We start from the raw sequence: 17,404 nt of genomic DNA on the forward strand, positions 1-17,404 counted from the left end.
AGGCCGAGCCGATGGGGGCCGACATCCACGGCTTCGTCGAGTGCCGGGCCACGTTCGGCTTCCGCGACTCCGACGACGTCACCTGGGACACGGCGATCGAGCTGGACATGCTCTACGGCGGCCGGGACTACGACGCCTTCGGCTGCCTGTTCGGCGTACGGAACCACGCGGGCTTCCGTCCCCTCGCCGAGGGCCGCGGCCTGCCGGACGACGCGACCGCCGAGACCCGGAGGGCCCATGGGACATGGGGTCCGCAGATCCACGACGCGACCTGGATCAGCTGGGCGGAACTGTCCGCGGTGGACTGGGACGAACCCTCGGACGAGGTGGACGGCCGGATCCACGAGTACGCGCCCGCCCCGGACCACGGCTGGGTCCTCATCGGCAAGCGGCACCGCCCCGGCCACGGCGGGCCCGAGGGCGACGAGTGGACGGAGAACGGCCGCCTCTTCCGGGTCGTACGCCTGACCCGGCGGGACGCTGTGCCCGCGGGCGGCGACTGGGACCCGGTGTGGACGGTCATGCGGACGCTCGCCGAGCTGCACGGCGGGGAGAACGTCCGGCTCGTGGTGTGGTTCGACAGCTGAACCGGTGACGGTCGACCGGGCGCCCGGTCAAGATCGACCCCGCTTCCCGTCAAGCGCCGGCCAACAACCACCCCCGTAATCCCCATCCACGGCCATGATTCGGCAACCCCGGCGCCGAGCCCCGGGTTCGGGCATACGTTCCCGCCGTGATCTCTCAAGACACCCCCCACAGAAGTGCCCGCCGTACCTTGCTGCGTGGCCTCGCCGGTGCCGCGACCCTGGGCGGCCTCGCCCTCGGCACGAGCTCCGCCTCCGCCGCCCCGCGCGGCACCTCCCCCCGGCCCACCACCACCCACCGCCCCGCCACGGCCGACGAGGCCCTGCGCGAACTCGCCGCCGGCAACCGCCGCTGGCGCACCTTCCGCGAGCGGCACCCCGACGAGACCCCCGCCGTCCGGCAGAGCCTGACGGCGGGTCAGCACCCCTTCGCCCTGATCCTCGGCTGCATCGACTCCCGCGTACCCCCCGAGCTGGTCTTCGACCAGGGCCTCGGCGACCTGATGACCGTCCGCTCCGCCGGCGAGGTCCTGGACGAGGCCGTCCTCGGCAGCGTGGCCTACGGCGTGCTCGAACTGGACATACCCCTGGTCGTCGTCCTCGGGCACCAGTCGTGCGGCGCGGTGAAGGCGGCCGTGCAGGCGGACCTGTCCGGCGAGGAGTTGCCCGCCCACATCCAGTACCTGGCCGACCAGATAGCCCCGAACATCGACCGCACCAAGGAGGGCGACGCCCGCGTCGACTCCACCATCGACGCCAACGTACGGGCCGTCCGCGACCGTCTCGCCGCCGAGCCCGACCTCGCCGCGAAGATCTCCGCCGGCGAGTTGGCCGTCGTAGGCGCCCGCTACGAACTGACCACCCAGCTCGTCCACCGCATCGCCTAGCACCCTCAGGGGACGGAGGCCGCGTCGCGAAAGAGCTCTGCGGCCTCCGCCCCCGAGACCACGCTGTACGAGATGTCCGCCGTGGCCCCGCCCTGTTCGTGACCGTCGAGGACCCCGACGACCTGCCCGTCCCCGCTGACCCACGGACTGCCGCTGGTCCCGCCGGTGAAACCGGGGCAGTCGATGCGCTGCTGGGTACGGCTGTGCGCGGCGGGCCGGTCGGTACAGCGGAGCGGGACCCATCCTCCGGTTACCGGGTGAGAGGAACGCCAGACGCAGCGTGAAACGCGCGGCTATCCCGTGCCGTACACAGGGAAGCCGTCGGTGGCCACCTCGATGTCCAGTGGCTCGGGCAGCCGCACGGACTCCCCGAACTTGCCGGGCAGCACGTCTCGGTAGGCGCCGTTGTCCGGGCGGGTGTGCAGGGCCCAGGTGCTTTTGCGGGGGTCGATGACGAGAAGGACGGGGACGCGGGCGACGGCGTACCAGTCGGCCTTGTCCCTGATCTCCCGGGACTTCTCGGACCGGGAGATGACCTCGACGGCAAGCGCTGCGTCCTCCGGGGCGGCCAGCCGGCTGTCGTCCTCCTCCCACTCCACGGGAAGGACGATCAGGTCGGGTGTGACGTAGTCCTCCGGGTCTCCTGGCAGGGCGATCGAGGACACCTCGTACACGTCCAGCCCCTCGGGCAGAGTCACACTCTCAAGCTGCCGCCGAAGCCGCTTCACCACGCCCGCGTGCTTCCCGCGCGGAGTCGGGGACATCACGAGCTTTCCTCCCACGATCTGCACCCGCAGACCTGTCGCACTCTCGATCTTCTCGGCGATCTCGCGCAGGTTCCCCGGACGGGGTTGCAGGTGGGGCCAGGCTCCCGGCGGCACGGACATGACTCGCTGCCTCCGTCCCTCAATCCCTTCGGCGTCCTCGGCCGCACCAGCGGGTTCGGTGGGAGGTCCGACATCCCGCTCGGCGTCGAAGCCACCGTACTGTGCGGTCTCCCCTCCCGCCTCCGTGTCCCGCTGCGCGCATGTGCACGTGCTCCTCCTGTGCCTCTGTTCAACCTTCGCCCTGCCACCCCTCCGTTACCTATCGATCACACTGCGCAACGCCAGACCACCTCACTGACATTCGGCCCACAGCACCTTCCCGCCGCTTCCGCCCAGCTCGGCGGCCCCCCAGCTGTCCGCACAGGCCCGCACGAGGTGCAGCCCGCGGCCGCCTTCCTCCCCGAGATCAGGCGGCACGACGCCGGAGACCCCCTCGGCGACCACGAACCCGGGAGGTACCCGGGGGTCGCTGTCCCACACCCCCACCCGAACCCGCCCCGACTCGGCCGACCGAAGCCGCAGCGCGTAGGGCCCGCTGGTGTGGAGCTGCGCGTTGGCGAGCAACTCGGCGGCGAGCAGTTCCGCGGTAGGGGTGAGCGCGGAGAGGGCACGAGCCTGGAGAACGGCACGGAGTGTGGCCCGGGCGATCCCCGGGGAGCGTGGATCGTGGGGCAGCTGGAGGGTGTAGGCCCAGGGCGGAGTTACGGTGGACATGGAAGTCTCCGGTCACTTAGGGGAGTTGGGGGACTGCGCCTGGTTGTAAAGTAGCGGGGTCCATATAAGTTCTTACACGGATACCGAGAAAGCACTGAATTACCACTCGTGTGAGTGACAGGGAGGCAGGACACCCGTGCGAAGCAATCCAACGGGTCGCCAACTCCGCCTGGGCACCGAGCTGCGCAAACTACGGGAGCGCGCGGGTCTGACCTCCACCCAGGCGAGCCGACTGCTCGGCGTGCAGCAGAACCAGATCAGCAACGTCGAGGCCGGCCGGGCCGGAGTGAGCCCCGAGCGCGTTCGCACCCTGGCCTGCCATTACGACTGCGGGGACAAGGCCCTCGTCCAGGCGCTCAGCGACATGGCGACCGAGCGGGCGCGCGGCTGGTGGGAGGAGTACCGCGAGATCCTGCCCGCCGTACTGCTCGACATGGCCGAGGTCGAACACCACGCCGCAGCACTCCGCACCGCGGTGACCGTCCACATCCCCGGCCTCTTCCAGACCACGGACTACGCCCGGGAGATCTTCCGCCAGGACGTACCCGAGATGTCACCGCCGGACATCGAGCACCGGATCTCGTTCCGTGTGAAGCGCCAGGCCGTGCTCTACCGGGACTCACCGACCCCACACCAGGCGATCATTCACGAGGCGGCCCTGCGCATGAAGTTCGGCGGCCCTTCAGTGACCGGTTCGCAGCTCCAGCACCTGCTGGCCATGAGCGAGCGCGAGCACATCAACGTCCAGGTGATCCCCTTCGACGCCGGCACCTTCCCCGGCTCGGGGCAGTCGATCTACTACTCCCAGGGACCGGTCCCGCAGCTCGACACCGTGAACCTCGACCAGTCGCACGGCCCGGTGTTCCTCGACTCCGAAGCCCAGCTCGACAAGTACCGCGTACTCCTGAACCGTATGGAGGCCTCCGCGCTCTCCCCCTCGGAGTCGCGGAACCTCATCCACAAAGTCGTTCAGGACCTGTGAGGAAGCCCATGCCCGCCCTCTCCTGGCAGAAGTCGTCCTACTGCGCGCAGGGCAACTCCTGTGTCCACATAGCCACCGGCGCCCCCGCCACCGTCCACCTCACCGAATCCGGCGACCCCACCGCCGCGATACTCACCACCACCCCCGCCGCCCTCTCCGCCCTCCTCACCACCCTCAAAAAGGACACCCCCCATGTCTGACATCCCCCCGGACCTCACCTGGATCCGCGCCGCCCCGCCGGAGGCGACCGGACCGGGACCCTGGATCGAGATCGCCTTCGGCGAGGGCGACGACGGCGAGGCCCCCGTCTACCTCCGCGAGACCAGCGACCCGGACAACGTCGTCACCACGAACCGCCGCAAGTGGGACGCCTTCGTCCTCGGCGTCCAGGCAGGCGAGTTCGACCACTTCGTGGAGGGCGTGGACCTGTCCGCTCAGCACGGTCAGTAGGTGTCGTGCAGAACGGCGAAGTTCTGCAGAAACTCCCCAGACGGCAACGCCCGGCCGGTGAACAGCCCCCGGGCGGTGGCGTCAGGGTGCCACGGTCTCGTGGCGGAGCCGTCCGGCTCCATGCCGTAGGTCCACAGGAGGTAGCACTCCTCGCCTTGCCCGGCACGGGCCAGCACCCCGGTGAGAGCGCTGTAGAACGAGTTCACGCCCCTGCGCTGCAACGCGCACCGGACAAACGTAGACAGCAGGTGAATCGCGTCGTCGATCCGGCCGGTGACTTCCAGGGATCGGGCCAGCTCAAGGACGTCGAACGACTCGGACCGCGACCACCAACCGCCCTCCGGGTCGACGAGAGTCCTGAGCACACATTGTTCGATCTCCCGGAACCCGCCCAGCCGCGCGAGGTCGGCGACCCTGCGCCGGCGGGCCAGGAAGAGGCCGTACTGGAAGCGGACCGAGGTCAGATCGTCGCTGTCCCCCGACCGCACCGCCCGGCGTACTTCGTCGTGGTACAGGGCGTCCGCCTCCGCCTCCGCGCCGTGGTCCGCCAGCAGAAGGGCCAGCCGAAGGCGGGGATTGGACGCGGGCAGCAGGTTCTTGTCGTAGTGCCCGACCGGCTCCAACAAGGCCCTCAGCAACTCCTCGGCCACGTCGGTCTCCCCGGCCCGCTCCAGCGCATCGACCAGGTGGACGGAGGCGAACACCAGGAATTTGTGTCTTCGGCCGTCGGCCTCCCTCCGCACGAAGTCCGCCGCCTCGCGCAGTCTGCCGCCCTGGACCAGCTTCTCCATCAGGGTCCGGTTGACCGATCCCTTGCCCGGTGGGACGCGGTCGAGCCAGTCCACCGCTTCGTCGTACCGCCCTATGTCCGCCAGCAGTTCCACCAGTCCGCAGGTCAGATACATGACGTCGCCGTGTGTCGTGGCCGCGCGTCTCAGCCACTCCGCCGCGTCGGACCGCCGGCCCGCGCGCAGCAGCATCAGGGGCGGGCTCTCCTCCAACCATGAACCGGACAGCGAGAAGCCGCTGCTGGTGATCTGCCGCCCCACCCAGATCGCGTCGATGTCCTCCTCGGGAGGAAACAGCTCCACGGCGTCATCGATCCGGCCGACCGCCTCCAGACATCGCGCGTAGTTCAGCCGCGCCCTCCGCTCCGCGTCACTGCCGCGGCAGAGGCGTACCTCGTGCCGTGCCCAGAACGCGGCCCGCACGAAGTCCTTCCGCCGCTCCGCACGCCGAGAAGCCTCCGCGGCCGCCTCCGCCGAACGCCTGAGGAACACGTCGATCCACAGCTGTGGATGGCGTCGGCGCACGGCCCAGCCGGCGACCGACGCCAGCAGGTAACCGAAGAACGCCACAACCATGGGGCCGGAGGCCCAGTTGCCGGTCACCCAGAGGTAGAACAGGAGGGCCACGTACACAAAGAACATCAACAGTCCGGAAGGCTCAAGGGGTGCCCAGGGCGGAGCGACCTCGGGGAGGTCGGGCATGCCTCTCTCGATGGCGTGGATCTTCTCGGCCGCGTAGCCGTTCAGCCGGAGGCGGCCGTGGTCCGACCACAGCAGCGTCGCGATCCGGAGGAAGTGGCAGTCGTGGGCGTGCCCCGCCGCTTCCCACCGCTCCCAGCCCGTGGCGTGCAGAACCGCCGCTTCCCACACACCGGGGGCGACGGGCCCGACGAGCAGGTCTCCCGCGTGCTGCGCCAGGTAGTCCGCCAGTTCGTGGACGTCCTCGCCCGTCCCCGACCGGGAGATCAGCAGGGGGGCGATGGGCTCGGCCCCGGTCAGCTCGCGCAGGGCGTCGGTCCACTCGGCCGCGTCGTGCTCACCGTCCGCGACGGCCGCCTCCAGCAGGTCCCTCGTCAGAGTCCGCAGGCCGATGCGCGAGGCGTCGAGTGCCGCGTCCAGGATCCGGCGGTGCAGCCCCGACCGTGTCTCGTAGTAGTTGACCAACAGCGGCCCACCGGCCAGGTACTGGGTCAGCTTCCCGTTCCTGCCGACCGCCTCGACGCCCTCGCGGATGGCCGGGTCGTACGCGATGGCGCGGTCCAGCTCTTCCCCTCCGTCCTCGGAGAAGTCGTCCGGTACGCGGACGCACCGGTATCTGGCCAGGAGGTGGGCCGTCTTGCGCACCTGGTCCCTTTCGATGGCGTCCCAATGTTCCGGCCACACGGTCGCCATGACCAGGAAGGGCCCCTGTCCGGGCCGCAGCAGTCGCTCCAGGGCGACGGCGACCTGCTCGGCGGAGTCGTTCGCGAGGAGCTGCCAGGCGTCGTCCAGCCACAGGACGGTGCGTGGCCCGACCCGGCCACTTCTCACCGCTTCCATCAGCTCGCCCGGATCGCTGGGGAAGAAGAGCCGCCAGTCGGGCAGGACCGCGCGGACCGCCTCGTAGGCCGCCCGCGACTTCCCCGTCGACGACCGCCCGACAAGGACGACCACGTCGGTCTCTCCCTGGGCGACCTCGGCGACACGCGCGCGCAGTTCGTCGTCGTGACGGCGTCCGACGTAGCTGGGCAGGGGGTCGTAGCGGGCGCCGGTCGAGCTGCCGCCGGCGACGGAGGGGTGGACGTGCAGATGGCGGACGGGGTGACAGTCGGTGACGGGGTCCCCCACCCACCGGTCGTCGTCCGTGAGCCGGGGGACGAGGACCTCGAACTCCGGCACCTCGTCGAATCCCAGCGCCTCGGCGAACCGTATGCCGTCCCTTCGGTCCAGGTGTTCTATCGCCGCCACGGGGGTGACCGTCAGCGACTGGTGGCCGGCCGCCGCGTTGGCGGAGGTCACCACGCCCAGCACGCGCCGCGCGTCGGGCGGCCCCGCCAGGACGACCGCGCCGGACATTCCGCCCCAGGGCGACCGGGGTTCCGTGGGTGCCTCACCCGGCGCACGGGCGCCCGGCGTCCGGTCGGCGGGCGCCCGATCGCCGACCAGCGTCAGGAGCGGCGGCCCGGCACGTGTCCCGGCGGCCGGCATCACGAAACCCTCGGCGAGGGGGACGTAGCCCTCCAGCTGAGCGGATCTACGAGACCCGCCGTCCGCGCCGCTCATCCTCCACCAGGGGAAGCCGACGGCCGTACAGCCGTCGATGCGCCCGAGCGTGCTGCGGTCCACCCGTGCGAACCGCAGCGTCTCCAGCCCGCTCACCGGTACCTCGACGACGAGGAGCGCGAGGTCCACGTCGTCCCGCCCCGTGCGAATCGTCCGGACGACCCGGAGCTCGACGGGAGGGCGATCGCCCCCGTCCGCCCGCATCACGACATGACCGCTGCCCACGGCGACATGACCCGCCGTCAGCACGACATCGGCGGACACGAACAAGCCCGAGCCGTGGCGCACCGTGCCGTCGATGTAGCGGATGCAGACGACGCGGCCGGTCTCCACCGCGCCCGCCCGCCCGGCCCCCATGCTCAGCCCGCGTCGTTCAGCGCCTCGTCGCGCGGCGCGGCGGCGCCGTCACCGTCGGAGATCCGCTGGTCGTCCGGCGGCAGCGGGCTCCCCTGGGCGTCGACGACGACCGGCGCCAGCTGCAGGGTGAGCGACTGCACGGTCTCCGTCTCCCGGGAGCGCTCACCACCGGCCGTGAGGACATGCCATCGGATGCCCGCGGAGCCCTTCCCCTGCTGAGTGACCGTCACACTGAGATTGAGTTCCACGGACGCCACGTCGAACCGCACCGCCCGACCGTTTCCCCGACTCCTGGCCCGCTCGAGACTGTCCCGCAACGCCTCGATGGCATCGGCCAGTTCCACCGCGTTCTCCCCCATGTGCCTCCCCCTCGGCGGTGCGTCCCGTAATCGCCAGAATAGGGAAGTTCACGCCCCGAGCGTAGAGCCCCGAAGGCTCAACAGGCCGCGGCCCCACTCACGACTCCCGCCCTGCCTCCTCCAGCGCCTCCACGAACCCCTCCTGGAACTCCCTCTCGGCCCGCCGGCAGGGTGCCGAGAAGAAGGCCCGCCCGGCCTCCCCCAGCGAACACCCCAGCAGGGCCTTGGTGACCAGCACCGCCTCGGCCCCGTCGCACCCGTGGTCCTTCAGCCACCGCTGGAGCACGTCGGTGTCCCGGGACGCCTCCCAGACGGGCCGGGCGGCCTCGACCGCGGCCGCGACCCGGTGCGCCCGCCCCCACACGTCCCCCCCGCACCACGGCATGCAGATGCTGGTCGTGCCACCCGTCCGCATGCAGCAACGCGCCCCGCATGGTCCCCTCGTACGCGTACCCCGCCTTCCCGGCCACCCGGCAGGACGCCTCGTTGCCCACGGCGTGGCACAGCCGCAGCCGGTGCAGGCCAAGCTCGTCGAAGGCCCACCGGGTCAGCCGCTCCACCGCGGGGACGGCAAGGCCCCGTCCCCGCGCCGGCGGCAGCAGCCAGTACACGATCTCCGCGCTGCCGCCCGCGAGATCGACGTCGTTCCAGCCGATGAGCCCGACGACGTCCCCGCCGCCCTCCGGCGCGACGGCCCAGATCGCCCCCGTCTCGGCCCGCCACCGCTCCCCCATGCGCGCGATCCGGCTCTCGGCGGTGTCCCGGTCGGCGACGCTCAGCAGATTCCACTGCCGGATCCCGGGATCCCCCGCGGCCGCCAGCAACGCCCCCGCGTCCGAGGCCCGCCAGGGCCGCAGCTCCAGCCCCCAGGCCACGAGCCCCAGCACGGGCTGCTCGGCACCGCTCATCCGACCGGCGGGGACGACGGGAGGCACAGGCGAGACCGCGTTCATCGCGGCATCGTGCCACGGCCCGTTCGCCGTTCGCCCATCGGTGTCATGAGACCATCGGAGAACATGAAGACGGACACTCACCCGACCAGCCGTCAGAAACGGTCCAGGGCCGTGAAGTGGGTCAACGACGGAACCACACCCAGGGTTCCGCACCGGCCTCATTGCCCGGGGTGACCTGCCGTGATACACAGAGTAACCGTACGAGACATTCATACGAATCCCGCTCATCAATGACGCCAAGTCGACATGCGACGGCGGCATTGTCGGCGACAATGAGGCCTGACCTCTGCACACCGCAGAGGACACGCGGAACTACCCACCAGGGGCGGTGACTTACATGCTGTTTGCGGCCGACAAGGGCGACATCAACACCATCATCGGCGGGATCGCTCCGGACTGGGGCCCCTTCGGCAGCCTGGGCAACGAGGCGAAGACGATGATCCAGGTGGTGATGGCCGTGGCCATCCTGCTCTGCCTGGGCATCGCCGTCTGGGGTGCGGCCAAGCAGCGCATCGGCGCCACGGCCCTCCGGGACACCTTCAGCGCGGAACAGGGCAAGGGCCTCATCATCGCCGGCCTGACGGGCGTCTTCATCATCGGTTCACTCGGCACGCTGTTCACGATCGTGTACGGCATGGCCATCTAGCCGAGCTCCCCGGCCCCCTCCACCCCACCCACCCGTCGTGCCCACCGGCTGAGGTTGCGTTTCCCTGATGTCGAGTCACCACACCGCGCCCGCGCGGGAACCAGCACGGCTACCGTCGTACTTCTACGCGTTCCGGTACGGCAGCGAGGGGGCGTCCGCGGCATGACTCCCGGCGACGATCACGACTACGGCGAACCGACGGGCACCCGCGTCCGCCTGCCCGACGCCGACCCCTACGGCGGCGCCCGCCGCCCGGCCCGCTCGTCCTCGCGCAGCCTGGTCACGGTGGTCGGCGTCGTCGTCCTCCTCATCGCGGCCATCGCCTTCGCGAACCGTGGAGGAGACGATTCCTCTTCCTCCACGACGAGCACGGAGGCGAACAAGCCGGAGACGAAGTCGACGGCGGCGACGGGCACGAAGCCGGTGGAAGGGAAGCAGGCCGGCATCCCGTCGGGGTTCGCCCACACCCAGCAGGGCGTCCAGTCGGCGGCCGCCAACTACGCCGTGGCACTGGGCTCGACGGGCATGTTCAAGAAGGACAGCAGACACACCCTGGTCGACACCGTCTACACCGCCGGTGCCGCGGCCAAGCTCCAGAGCGCCATGGACCAGGCGTACTCGGCCGACTTCCTCGCCAAGATGGGACTCGACGCCGAGGGCAACGCCCCGAAGGGCGACACCTTCGTCTCCCGCGTGGTGCCCGTGGGCACGACCGTCCGGGCGTACTCGGACACCACCGCCAAGGTCGCCGTCTGGTACCTCGGCCTGATCGGCATGTCCGGCACGGACTCGACCGACCCCGTCACCTCGTCCTGGAAGACCTGGACGTTCGACCTGAACTGGGCCGACGGCGACTGGAAGATCGCCGCCGACACCCAGAAGAACGGCCCCGCCCCGGTCCCCGGTGACGACCAGGCCGCCACGTCCGACGAGATCAGCAAGGCCATCGAGGAGTACGGAGGGTTCACGTATGCCCGGTAACCCGCGCCGCCTGCTCAGGCTCGCCGGAGTCGTCACGGCCGTCCAGACCTCCGCCGTGCTGCTGGCCACCCGTGCCTTCGCGGCCCCGTCGCCCGACCCGACGCCGTCCTCGTCGGGCTCGGCGACCCCCACACCCACCAACACCCTCGACTGCAGCATGATCTCCGGCGAGGCCAAGAAGTACTGCGAGCGGGGCAACGCCGGCTCCGGCACCACCACCAACCCCGGCGTAACCGACACCCTCGACCCCCTCTCCTCCCTCGCCAAGGGCTGTGCCGAGGCCGCCGCCTGGACCGTCGACAAGCTCAGCGAGGCCGTCAAGGACACGGCGAACGTCGACTTCACCAACCCCAAGTTCCTCCAGCAGTACGCGGTCGTCTTCGCCGCCTCGACCGTCCTCACCCTCCTGCTGTGGCTGCTCGCCGTGGCCAAGCGGGCGGTCCGCGGCGTCCCCCTCACCACCGCCATCGGCGAAGCCGTCGGCTTCCTCTGGCTGACCGTCCTCGCCTCCGCCTTCACCCCCCTGATCCTCTACACGGTCGTATCGGCCACCGACGGCATCACCGAGGTCCTGGCGAAGACCACCGGCAACCAGACCGACACGTTCTTCGGCACCTTCTCCGCCGCCCTGGAGAAGGGCGAGGACATCGGCGGCGGCCCGATCATGCTGATCGTCGTCTCCCTCGTGTCGATCCTCGCCGCCGGCGTCCTCTGGCTGGAGCTGGTCATCCGCGCCGCCCTCCTCTACGTCGGCGCCCTCCTCGGCACCGTCGTCTACGCGGGCCTGGTCGACAAGAACCTGTGGAGCCACGTCCGCCGCTGGGCCGGCATCATGATCGCCGTCATCCTGGTCAAACCGGTCATCGTGATAGTCCTCGGCCTGGCCGGCGCCCTCTCCACCGACGACGGCCCGAACGCGTTCTCCGCCGTCGTCTCCGGCCTGTCCATCATCCTGCTCGCCATCTTCGCCAGCGCGATGATCTACCGCTTCGTCCCCGGCTTCGGCGACGAGATCGCCGGCTCCCGCAACAACCGCATCATGCAGGGCGCCGAGGGCAAGGCCGCCGCCGTCATCAGCTCCCCCGCGACCCTCGTCGCCCAGGGCATCAAGACCCACAGCACCCGAGCCGACAACAACGGCGGCGGAACCACCTCCAGTGGCCCCCGCCCCGCCAACCCGGCCTCCGGAGGCGTCGCCGCACACAGCTCGCGCACCTCGAACGGGGGCGGCGGATCTGTCCCCTCCGCCGCACCCGCACCCCGCACGAGCAGCACGGCGAACACACCGCACGCAAGCAACACCCGCAACAACCGCACGGGAGGTGAAGGGCGTTGACGACCGAGTCCCACGTGTCCCACGCGATCTCGCCCCGCCGCACTTATCTGATCGGCCGCGCCCGGCCGAACGCGATCGTCGGCCGCAACCGCGAGACCGGCGAGATCGCGCTGATCATCGTCGGCGCGTTCCTCGGCATGATGTGCGGGCTCCTCGTCCCCGTCCTCTCGCTGCGCATCGTGCTGCTGACCGGCTTCCCGTTGATCGCGCTCGCCGCGGTCTACGTGCCGTACAAGCACCGCACGTTCTACAAGTGGTTCGAGATCAACCGCAGCTACAAGCGCAGCCTGCGCAAGGGCACCGCCTACCGCTCCGGCGCGATGGAGGCCGGCACCCGCATCGGCGGCGAGGAGATCGAGGTCGGCGCGCCTCCGGGCATCGGCCGCATCAGCTGGCTGGCCGCCCCCTTCGGCCCCGACGAGATCGCCGTCCTCCTGCACGCGGACCGCCGTACGGTCACCGCCGCCATCGAGATCGAGGGCCCCGGCGTCGGCCTGCGCGACAGCGAGGACCAGGAAGCCCTCGTCGACCGCTTCGGCACCCTCCTCAAGCACGTGGCCAACGGCGACGGCTTCGTCACCCGCCTCCAGATGCTCGCCCGCACCCTCCCCGCCGACCCCGACGCTCACGCCAAGGACGTCGCCCAGCGCGGCGACGAGAAGGCCCTGCCGTGGCTCCAGTCGTCGTACGACCAGCTCCAGTCGATGGTGTCGACGAGCAGCGAGCAGCACCGCGCCTACCTCGTCGCCTGTATGCACTACACCCGCGAGCTGGCCGCCGAGGCGCACGCCATGGCCCGCGCCGCCCGCCCCCAGGCCGGCCGCAAGCTGGACCGCGACGCCGGCCTCGCCGTCGTCATGGCGCGCGAGCTGACGGACATCTGCTCCCGCCTCCAGGAGGCGGACATCCGCGTCCGCCAGCCCCTCGGCCAAGGCCGCCTCGCCTCGCTCATCCACTCCATGTACGACCCGGACCACCCGATCGACCACATCCAGGCGATGACCAGGCGCAACGCCTGGCCGGCCGAACTGGACGCCATGGAGCCCACGTTCCTCCAGGCCAAGACCCGCGAGTCGGCCACCCGTGCCCCCTGGTGCCACGCCACGGCCTGGGTCAAGGAGTGGCCGATGACCCCCGTGGGCGTCAACTTCCTGGCCCCGCTCCTCGTCCACACCCCGGACGTCATCCGCACCGTCGCCGTCACGATGGACCTCGAACCCACCGAGGTCGCCATCGAGCGCATGCTGACCGAGAAGACCAACGACGAGGCCGAGGCCAGCCGCGCCGCCAAGATGAACCGCACCGTCGACCCCCGCGACGTCGCCGCCCACTCCCGCCTCGACCAGCGGGGCGAGGACCTGGCCTCCGGCGCCGCCGGCGTCAACCTGGTCGGCTACATCACCGTCTCCTCCCGTAACCCCGAGGCCCTCGCCCGCGACAAGCGCACGATAAGGGCGTCGGCGGGCAAGTCGTACCTGAAGCTGGAGTGGTGCGACCGCGAGCACCACCGCGCGTTCGTGAACACGCTCCCGTTCGCCACCGGCATCCGAAGGTAGGGGCTTCACATGCGGGACCCGCTGTCCGTCCTCACCGACGCCTTCACGGCCTTCCTCTTCGGCAAGGTCGAGACGACCCGGCTGCCGGTCCGCACGTCCACCGGCCAGGCCCAGGCGGTCTACCTGCCCACGGCCGCCCCGGGCCTCGGCGACTCCGGCGTGATCATCGGCCGCGAGGTCTACTCCGGGAAGGGCTACATCTACGACCCCTTCCAGCTGTACGGCCAGCAGCTCCCGGCCCCGCACTGGCTGGTCCTCGGCGAGTCCGGCAACGGCAAGTCGGCGCTGGAGAAGACGTACGTCCTGCGCCAGCTCCGCTTCCGCGACCGCCAGGTCGTCGTCCTGGACGCGCAGGGCGAGGACGGCGTCGGCGAATGGAACCTCATCGCGCAGGCGCTGGGAATAACCCCCATCCGCCTGGACCCGATGGCCGCCCTGGACCACGGCATCCGCCTGAACCCCCTGGACCCGTCGATCACCACGACGGGCCAGCTCGCGCTCCTGCGCACGATCATCGAAGTGGCGATGGGCCACGGCCTGGACGAACGCTCCGGCTTCGCCCTCAAGGTCGCCCACGCCTACGTCAACGAGACGATCGTCGAACGCCAGCCCGTCCTGATGGACATCGTCGAGCAGCTCCGCCACCCCGAACCCGAGTCGGCGGAGGCGATGAACGTCGCCATAGACGACGTACGGGCCTGGGGCCTGGACGTCGCCCTGGTCCTGGACCGCCTGGTCGACGGCGACCTGCGCGGCATGTTCGACGGCCCGACCACGGTGGGCATCGACCTCGACGCCCCCCTCATCGTCTTCGACCTCTCCCACATCGACCGCAACTCCATCGCCATGCCCATCCTGATGGCGATCGTCGGTGTCTGGCTGGAGCACACCTGGATCCGCCCCGACCGCAAGAAGCGCATCTTCCTGGTCGAGGAGGCTTGGCACATCATCAACAGCCCCTTCGTGGCCCAGCTGTTCCAGCGCCTGCTGAAGTTCGGCCGACGCCTCGGCCTGTCCTTCGTGGCGGTGGTCCACCACCTCTCCGACGTGGTGGACGGCGCGGCGGCGAAGGAGGCGGCGGCGATCCTCAAGATGGCGTCCACGAGGACGATCTACGCCCAGAAGGCGGACGAGGCACGGGCCACGGGCCGCGTCCTCGGCCTCCCCCGCTGGGCCGTGGAGATCATCCCCACCCTGACCCCCGGCATCGCGGTCTGGGACGTCAACGGCAACGTCCAGGTCGTCAAACACCTGGTCACGGAGACGGAACGCCCCCTGGTCTTCACGGACCGCGCGATGACGGAGTCGTCCGCCGACCACCTGGCCGCCGACGACGCCCTGCGCGCCGCCGAACGGGAGCAGGAAGAGCGGGCGGCGGCCTTCATGGAACAGCACCTGGGCGACTCGGAATCAACGGTGGCGTAGGGGGTGCGGTGCCATGAGACCGGGTGACGAGCGGCACGGGGGCCAGGGCGGCGGCATCCCCGACGGCCTGCTGATCGGCATACTCGCGTTCCTGCTCGGCATCACCCTGCTGACCTGGACCGCCACGGGCCTGGCCGCCGTCCTCACCCACGGCGCCTGGCCCTCCGGCCTCGGCTTCGCCCGCACTCCCCTGGCCATGCGCCACCTCGTCTCCGAGCCCCACGACATGGCGGGCGCCTGGCCCGACGCGAACGCGTCCGCCCTCTCGGGCTACGGCCTCTTCTGGGGCCTGTTCATCGGCCAGCTGATGGTCCTCTTCGTCCTGACCATCTTCACCATGGGCACGCTGGCCCGCTGGAAGGCGGTACGGGCGAGAAAGAAGGCGGGAGCCTACGACGCACCCGCACCGGTGCCGGCACCCGCACCCGCACCGATAACAGACCTCGCCCCCACGGCGACCGAGGCGCTCCCCACCGAGGCACTCCCGTCGATCCCGGCCCCGGCCACCCCTTCCGCAGTCACCCCTTCCGCAGTCACCCCCTCCACAGCCGCCACCTCTCTGTCCAAGGACGGACGACCCTGCGGCCGGGAGACACACCGCACCGAAGGCCCGGTGCTCTACGCCCCGCCCGGCAGCCGCAGAACCACCGCCACCCAGGCCATCCAGGACGCCGCGGGCCCCACCCTCGTCGTCACCTCCAACCCCGCCCTCTGGGGGGACACCAAGGACGCCAGAGCCAAACTGGGCCCCCTCCACCTGTACGACCCCGCCCACCTCTGCGACACCCCGTCCCGCCTCCACTGGTCCCCCACCACCGGCTGCGAGGACAAGGCCACCGCGGCACAGCGCGCCACCGCCCTCCTCACCCCCGTGAAGCCCACGGCCCGCCTGGACCAAGCGGTCAACGACACCGCCGAGACCCTCCTGCGCAGCTACCTGCACGCCGCCGCGCTCGACGGCCGCACCATCCGCCACGTCCACCGCTGGTGCCAGGGCACCGGCGTCCAGGATGCGGTCCGCACCCTCCGTACCCACCCCAAGGCCGCCCCCGGTTCCGCCGGCGAACTCGAAGCCGCCCTCACCGCGCACCCCGAACGCCGCGACATCGCCCACGAACTGACGACCCGCGCCCTCTCCTCCCTCTCCACCGTCAACATCCGCGAGGCATGCACTCCAAACCGAACTGATGCCCTCGCCTTGGATTCCTTCGTGGACGAAGGGGGAACGCTTTATGTGGTCGGCGAATCCATCGAGGACCCCAGGACGAACCCCGGCGCCATGCCCCTCCTCACGGCCCTCGTCTCCAGCGTGGTCGAGCGCGGCCGGCGCATGGCCGAACGGTCATCCTCCGGTCGCCTCGACCCACCACTGACCCTGGTCCTCGACGACATCGCGGCCGTGGCCCCGCTCCCCCAGCTCCCGGACCTCCTCGCTTCCGGAGCCGACCGCGGCCTGCCCACCCTGGCCCTGCTCCGCTCCCGCGAACAGGCCAGAGCCCGCTGGCCCCACCAGGAACTACCGGTCTGACCCGCCGGGCCTGTCGAGCACGAACTCCAGCTCGGACTCTCCCGAGTCCTCCCCCAGCGCCACGGTCACCCCGCTCGGCACGAACCCCACCTTCCGGTACGCGAACCGCGCCCGCGCGTTCTCCTCGTGCACGATGAGCCGCATCCGTTCCAGCCCCAACCCCCACGCCCACTCCAGCGCGGCATCGAACAGCCCCCGGCTCACCTCACCCCCACGCCACTCGGGCCGCACGTACACCCCGACGACATGCCCCTGCCGCCGCTCGACGGGAAAGCCGGCCCAGTCGACCGTCCCCGCCTCCTCCACCAGCACGGTCAGCGTCCCCACCCACGCGCCGTCCCCGGCCTCGGCGACGAACTGCCGCGCCCCGAGGGCCTCCTCGCCGGCCCCGGCGGCCCGCTCCTGCCAGAAGGAGTCCGGCCGCTCGACGGCGTCCTCGTACGTCTCCAGAAAGGCCAGCGGCGCCGCCGGATCCCTGAGCGCCAGCAAACGCAGCGCCTTCACCGAGTCCCACTCCTCGGCCCGTATGCCCCGCACAACGAAGTCGTTCATGCCGGTCACCGTAGTACCCGGGTACTACGGACCTCACCCGAAATACAGCCGCCCACCGACGCACCAAGCCCTGAACGCAGAAAACCCCGCACCATAATGGTGCGGGGTTTCCCACAATGATTGTTCGGCGGTGTCCTACTCTCCCACAGGGTCCCCCCTGCAGTACCATCGGCGCTGTAAGGCTTAGCTTCCGGGTTCGGAATGTAACCGGGCGTTT

17 protein-coding genes, 1 rRNA gene and 2 pseudogenes are annotated in these 17,404 nt (G+C 70.6%); 11 read left to right on the top strand and 9 right to left on the bottom strand.

The window, feature by feature from the left end:
* The first annotated feature begins 11 nt into the window (after positions 1-11).
* Both ACZ6D7_RS36280 and ACZ6D7_RS36285 read left to right on the top strand, forming a co-directional pair.
* Positions 12-587, top strand: coding sequence for a hypothetical protein (locus tag ACZ6D7_RS36280; RefSeq protein WP_469500300.1), 576 nt, complete (start codon positions 12-14; stop codon positions 585-587).
* 146 nt (positions 588-733) lie between these two features.
* Positions 734-1,471 (top strand): carbonic anhydrase, encoded by a 738-nt coding sequence (locus tag ACZ6D7_RS36285; protein ID WP_469500301.1) that lies wholly within the window; start codon positions 734-736, stop codon positions 1,469-1,471.
* A 5-nt stretch (positions 1,472-1,476) separates the two neighbouring features.
* Here ACZ6D7_RS36285 and ACZ6D7_RS36290 read toward each other — a convergent pair.
* The 3 genes and pseudogenes from ACZ6D7_RS36290 to ACZ6D7_RS36300 form a co-directional block, all read right to left on the bottom strand.
* Positions 1,477-1,710, bottom strand: a pseudogene (locus ACZ6D7_RS36290) (serine protease); the annotation flags it as partial.
* 54 nt (positions 1,711-1,764) lie between these two features.
* Entirely contained in the window at positions 1,765-2,358 is a 594-nt protein-coding gene (locus ACZ6D7_RS36295; RefSeq protein WP_469500303.1) for a Uma2 family endonuclease, read from the bottom strand.
* Between the two features lie 231 nt (positions 2,359-2,589).
* Positions 2,590-3,012, bottom strand: coding sequence for an ATP-binding protein (locus ACZ6D7_RS36300; RefSeq protein ID WP_469500305.1), 423 nt, complete (start codon positions 3,010-3,012; stop codon positions 2,590-2,592).
* A 136-nt stretch (positions 3,013-3,148) separates the two neighbouring features.
* On the opposite strand from ACZ6D7_RS36300, the gene ACZ6D7_RS36305 reads away from it, so the two are divergent.
* From ACZ6D7_RS36305 to ACZ6D7_RS36315, 3 genes are read left to right on the top strand one after another with little or no spacing between them, the layout of a single operon-like run.
* Complete coding sequence (locus ACZ6D7_RS36305) at positions 3,149-3,994, top strand: helix-turn-helix domain-containing protein (protein WP_469500307.1); 846 nt, start codon at positions 3,149-3,151, stop codon at positions 3,992-3,994.
* Positions 3,995-4,002: 8 nt separating this feature from the next.
* Positions 4,003-4,194: a DUF397 domain-containing protein gene (locus ACZ6D7_RS36310; protein WP_469500308.1), complete on the top strand. Its 192-nt coding sequence runs from the start codon at positions 4,003-4,005 to the stop codon at positions 4,192-4,194.
* Positions 4,187-4,444: a DUF397 domain-containing protein gene (locus ACZ6D7_RS36315; protein ID WP_469500310.1), complete on the top strand. Its 258-nt coding sequence runs from the start codon at positions 4,187-4,189 to the stop codon at positions 4,442-4,444. The genes ACZ6D7_RS36310 and ACZ6D7_RS36315 overlap by 8 nt, the downstream gene beginning before the upstream one ends.
* On the opposite strand, the gene ACZ6D7_RS36320 is transcribed toward ACZ6D7_RS36315, so the two are convergent.
* The 4 genes and pseudogenes from ACZ6D7_RS36320 to ACZ6D7_RS36335 form a co-directional block, all read right to left on the bottom strand.
* Positions 4,438-7,851 carry a hypothetical protein gene (locus ACZ6D7_RS36320; protein ID WP_469500312.1) on the bottom strand — a complete coding sequence of 1,138 codons (3,414 nt, stop codon included), beginning with the start codon at positions 7,849-7,851 and terminating at the stop codon, positions 4,438-4,440. The genes ACZ6D7_RS36315 and ACZ6D7_RS36320 overlap by 7 nt on opposite strands.
* A 2-nt stretch (positions 7,852-7,853) precedes the next feature.
* Positions 7,854-8,210, bottom strand: coding sequence for a trypco2 family protein (locus ACZ6D7_RS36325; protein WP_469500314.1), 357 nt, complete (start codon positions 8,208-8,210; stop codon positions 7,854-7,856).
* A 97-nt stretch (positions 8,211-8,307) separates the two neighbouring features.
* Entirely contained in the window at positions 8,308-8,595 is a 288-nt protein-coding gene (locus ACZ6D7_RS36330; protein ID WP_469500341.1) for a hypothetical protein, read from the bottom strand.
* Positions 8,596-8,671: 76 nt separating this feature from the next.
* Positions 8,672-9,424, bottom strand: a pseudogene (locus ACZ6D7_RS36335) (GNAT family N-acetyltransferase); the annotation flags it as partial.
* Between the two features lie 76 nt (positions 9,425-9,500).
* Between ACZ6D7_RS36335 and ACZ6D7_RS36340 the strand changes: the two are divergent.
* The 6 genes from ACZ6D7_RS36340 to ACZ6D7_RS36365 all read left to right on the top strand — a co-directional run bounded on the left by ACZ6D7_RS36340 (position 9,501) and on the right by ACZ6D7_RS36365 (position 16,635).
* Positions 9,501-9,809, top strand: a complete 309-nt coding sequence (locus ACZ6D7_RS36340; RefSeq protein WP_030795368.1) for a hypothetical protein — start codon at positions 9,501-9,503, stop codon at positions 9,807-9,809.
* A gap of 162 nt (positions 9,810-9,971) precedes the next feature.
* The gene (locus ACZ6D7_RS36345; protein ID WP_469500316.1) at positions 9,972-10,790 is read left to right on the top strand and encodes a DUF8175 domain-containg protein; all 819 of its coding nucleotides are present in this window, start codon (positions 9,972-9,974) and stop codon (positions 10,788-10,790) included.
* On the top strand, positions 10,780-12,126 hold the full coding sequence (locus ACZ6D7_RS36350) for a hypothetical protein (RefSeq protein WP_469500319.1): 1,347 nt from the start codon (positions 10,780-10,782) through the stop codon (positions 12,124-12,126). The genes ACZ6D7_RS36345 and ACZ6D7_RS36350 overlap by 11 nt, the downstream gene beginning before the upstream one ends.
* Positions 12,123-13,682 (top strand): SCO6880 family protein, encoded by a 1,560-nt coding sequence (locus tag ACZ6D7_RS36355; protein WP_469500321.1) that lies wholly within the window; start codon positions 12,123-12,125, stop codon positions 13,680-13,682. Before ACZ6D7_RS36350 ends, ACZ6D7_RS36355 begins: the two co-directional genes overlap by 4 nt.
* 9 nt (positions 13,683-13,691) lie before the next feature.
* Positions 13,692-15,107, top strand: a complete 1,416-nt coding sequence (locus ACZ6D7_RS36360) for an ATP-binding protein (protein WP_469500323.1) — start codon at positions 13,692-13,694, stop codon at positions 15,105-15,107.
* Positions 15,108-15,120: 13 nt separating this feature from the next.
* Positions 15,121-16,635 (top strand): type IV secretory system conjugative DNA transfer family protein, encoded by a 1,515-nt coding sequence (locus tag ACZ6D7_RS36365; protein WP_469500325.1) that lies wholly within the window; start codon positions 15,121-15,123, stop codon positions 16,633-16,635.
* Here ACZ6D7_RS36365 and ACZ6D7_RS36370 read toward each other — a convergent pair.
* Positions 16,624-17,187 carry a GNAT family N-acetyltransferase gene (locus ACZ6D7_RS36370; protein ID WP_469500328.1) on the bottom strand — a complete coding sequence of 188 codons (564 nt, stop codon included), beginning with the start codon at positions 17,185-17,187 and terminating at the stop codon, positions 16,624-16,626. The two genes, ACZ6D7_RS36365 and ACZ6D7_RS36370, sit on opposite strands and share 12 nt — an antisense overlap.
* Before the next feature lie 122 nt (positions 17,188-17,309).
* Positions 17,310-17,404, bottom strand: a 5S ribosomal RNA gene (rrf, locus tag ACZ6D7_RS36375); the annotation flags it as partial.

The organism is Streptomyces sp. NPDC041784 (assembly GCF_055591025.1).

What these genes read in the sequence shown, in the direction of transcription:
- ACZ6D7_RS36340 (WP_030795368.1), top strand. Translation starts at nt 9,501, where the DNA reads ATGCTGTTTGCGGCCGACAAGGGCGACATCAACACCATCATCGGCGGG.
- ACZ6D7_RS36310 (WP_469500308.1), top strand. Translation starts at nt 4,003, where the DNA reads ATGCCCGCCCTCTCCTGGCAGAAGTCGTCCTACTGCGCGCAGGGCAAC.
- ACZ6D7_RS36365 (WP_469500325.1), top strand. Translation starts at nt 15,121, where the DNA reads ATGAGACCGGGTGACGAGCGGCACGGGGGCCAGGGCGGCGGCATCCCC.
- ACZ6D7_RS36280 (WP_469500300.1), top strand. Translation starts at nt 12, where the DNA reads ATGGGGGCCGACATCCACGGCTTCGTCGAGTGCCGGGCCACGTTCGGC.
- ACZ6D7_RS36350 (WP_469500319.1), top strand. Translation starts at nt 10,780, where the DNA reads ATGCCCGGTAACCCGCGCCGCCTGCTCAGGCTCGCCGGAGTCGTCACG.
- ACZ6D7_RS36295 (WP_469500303.1), bottom strand. Translation starts at nt 2,358, where the DNA reads ATGTCCGTGCCGCCGGGAGCCTGGCCCCACCTGCAACCCCGTCCGGGG.
- ACZ6D7_RS36325 (WP_469500314.1), bottom strand. Translation starts at nt 8,210, where the DNA reads ATGGGGGAGAACGCGGTGGAACTGGCCGATGCCATCGAGGCGTTGCGG.
- ACZ6D7_RS36370 (WP_469500328.1), bottom strand. Translation starts at nt 17,187, where the DNA reads ATGAACGACTTCGTTGTGCGGGGCATACGGGCCGAGGAGTGGGACTCG.
- ACZ6D7_RS36300 (WP_469500305.1), bottom strand. Translation starts at nt 3,012, where the DNA reads ATGTCCACCGTAACTCCGCCCTGGGCCTACACCCTCCAGCTGCCCCAC.
- ACZ6D7_RS36320 (WP_469500312.1), bottom strand. Translation starts at nt 7,851, where the DNA reads ATGGGGGCCGGGCGGGCGGGCGCGGTGGAGACCGGCCGCGTCGTCTGC.
- ACZ6D7_RS36315 (WP_469500310.1), top strand. Translation starts at nt 4,187, where the DNA reads ATGTCTGACATCCCCCCGGACCTCACCTGGATCCGCGCCGCCCCGCCG.
- ACZ6D7_RS36330 (WP_469500341.1), bottom strand. Translation starts at nt 8,595, where the DNA reads ATGCCGTGGTGCGGGGGGGACGTGTGGGGGCGGGCGCACCGGGTCGCG.
- ACZ6D7_RS36345 (WP_469500316.1), top strand. Translation starts at nt 9,972, where the DNA reads ATGACTCCCGGCGACGATCACGACTACGGCGAACCGACGGGCACCCGC.
- ACZ6D7_RS36360 (WP_469500323.1), top strand. Translation starts at nt 13,692, where the DNA reads ATGCGGGACCCGCTGTCCGTCCTCACCGACGCCTTCACGGCCTTCCTC.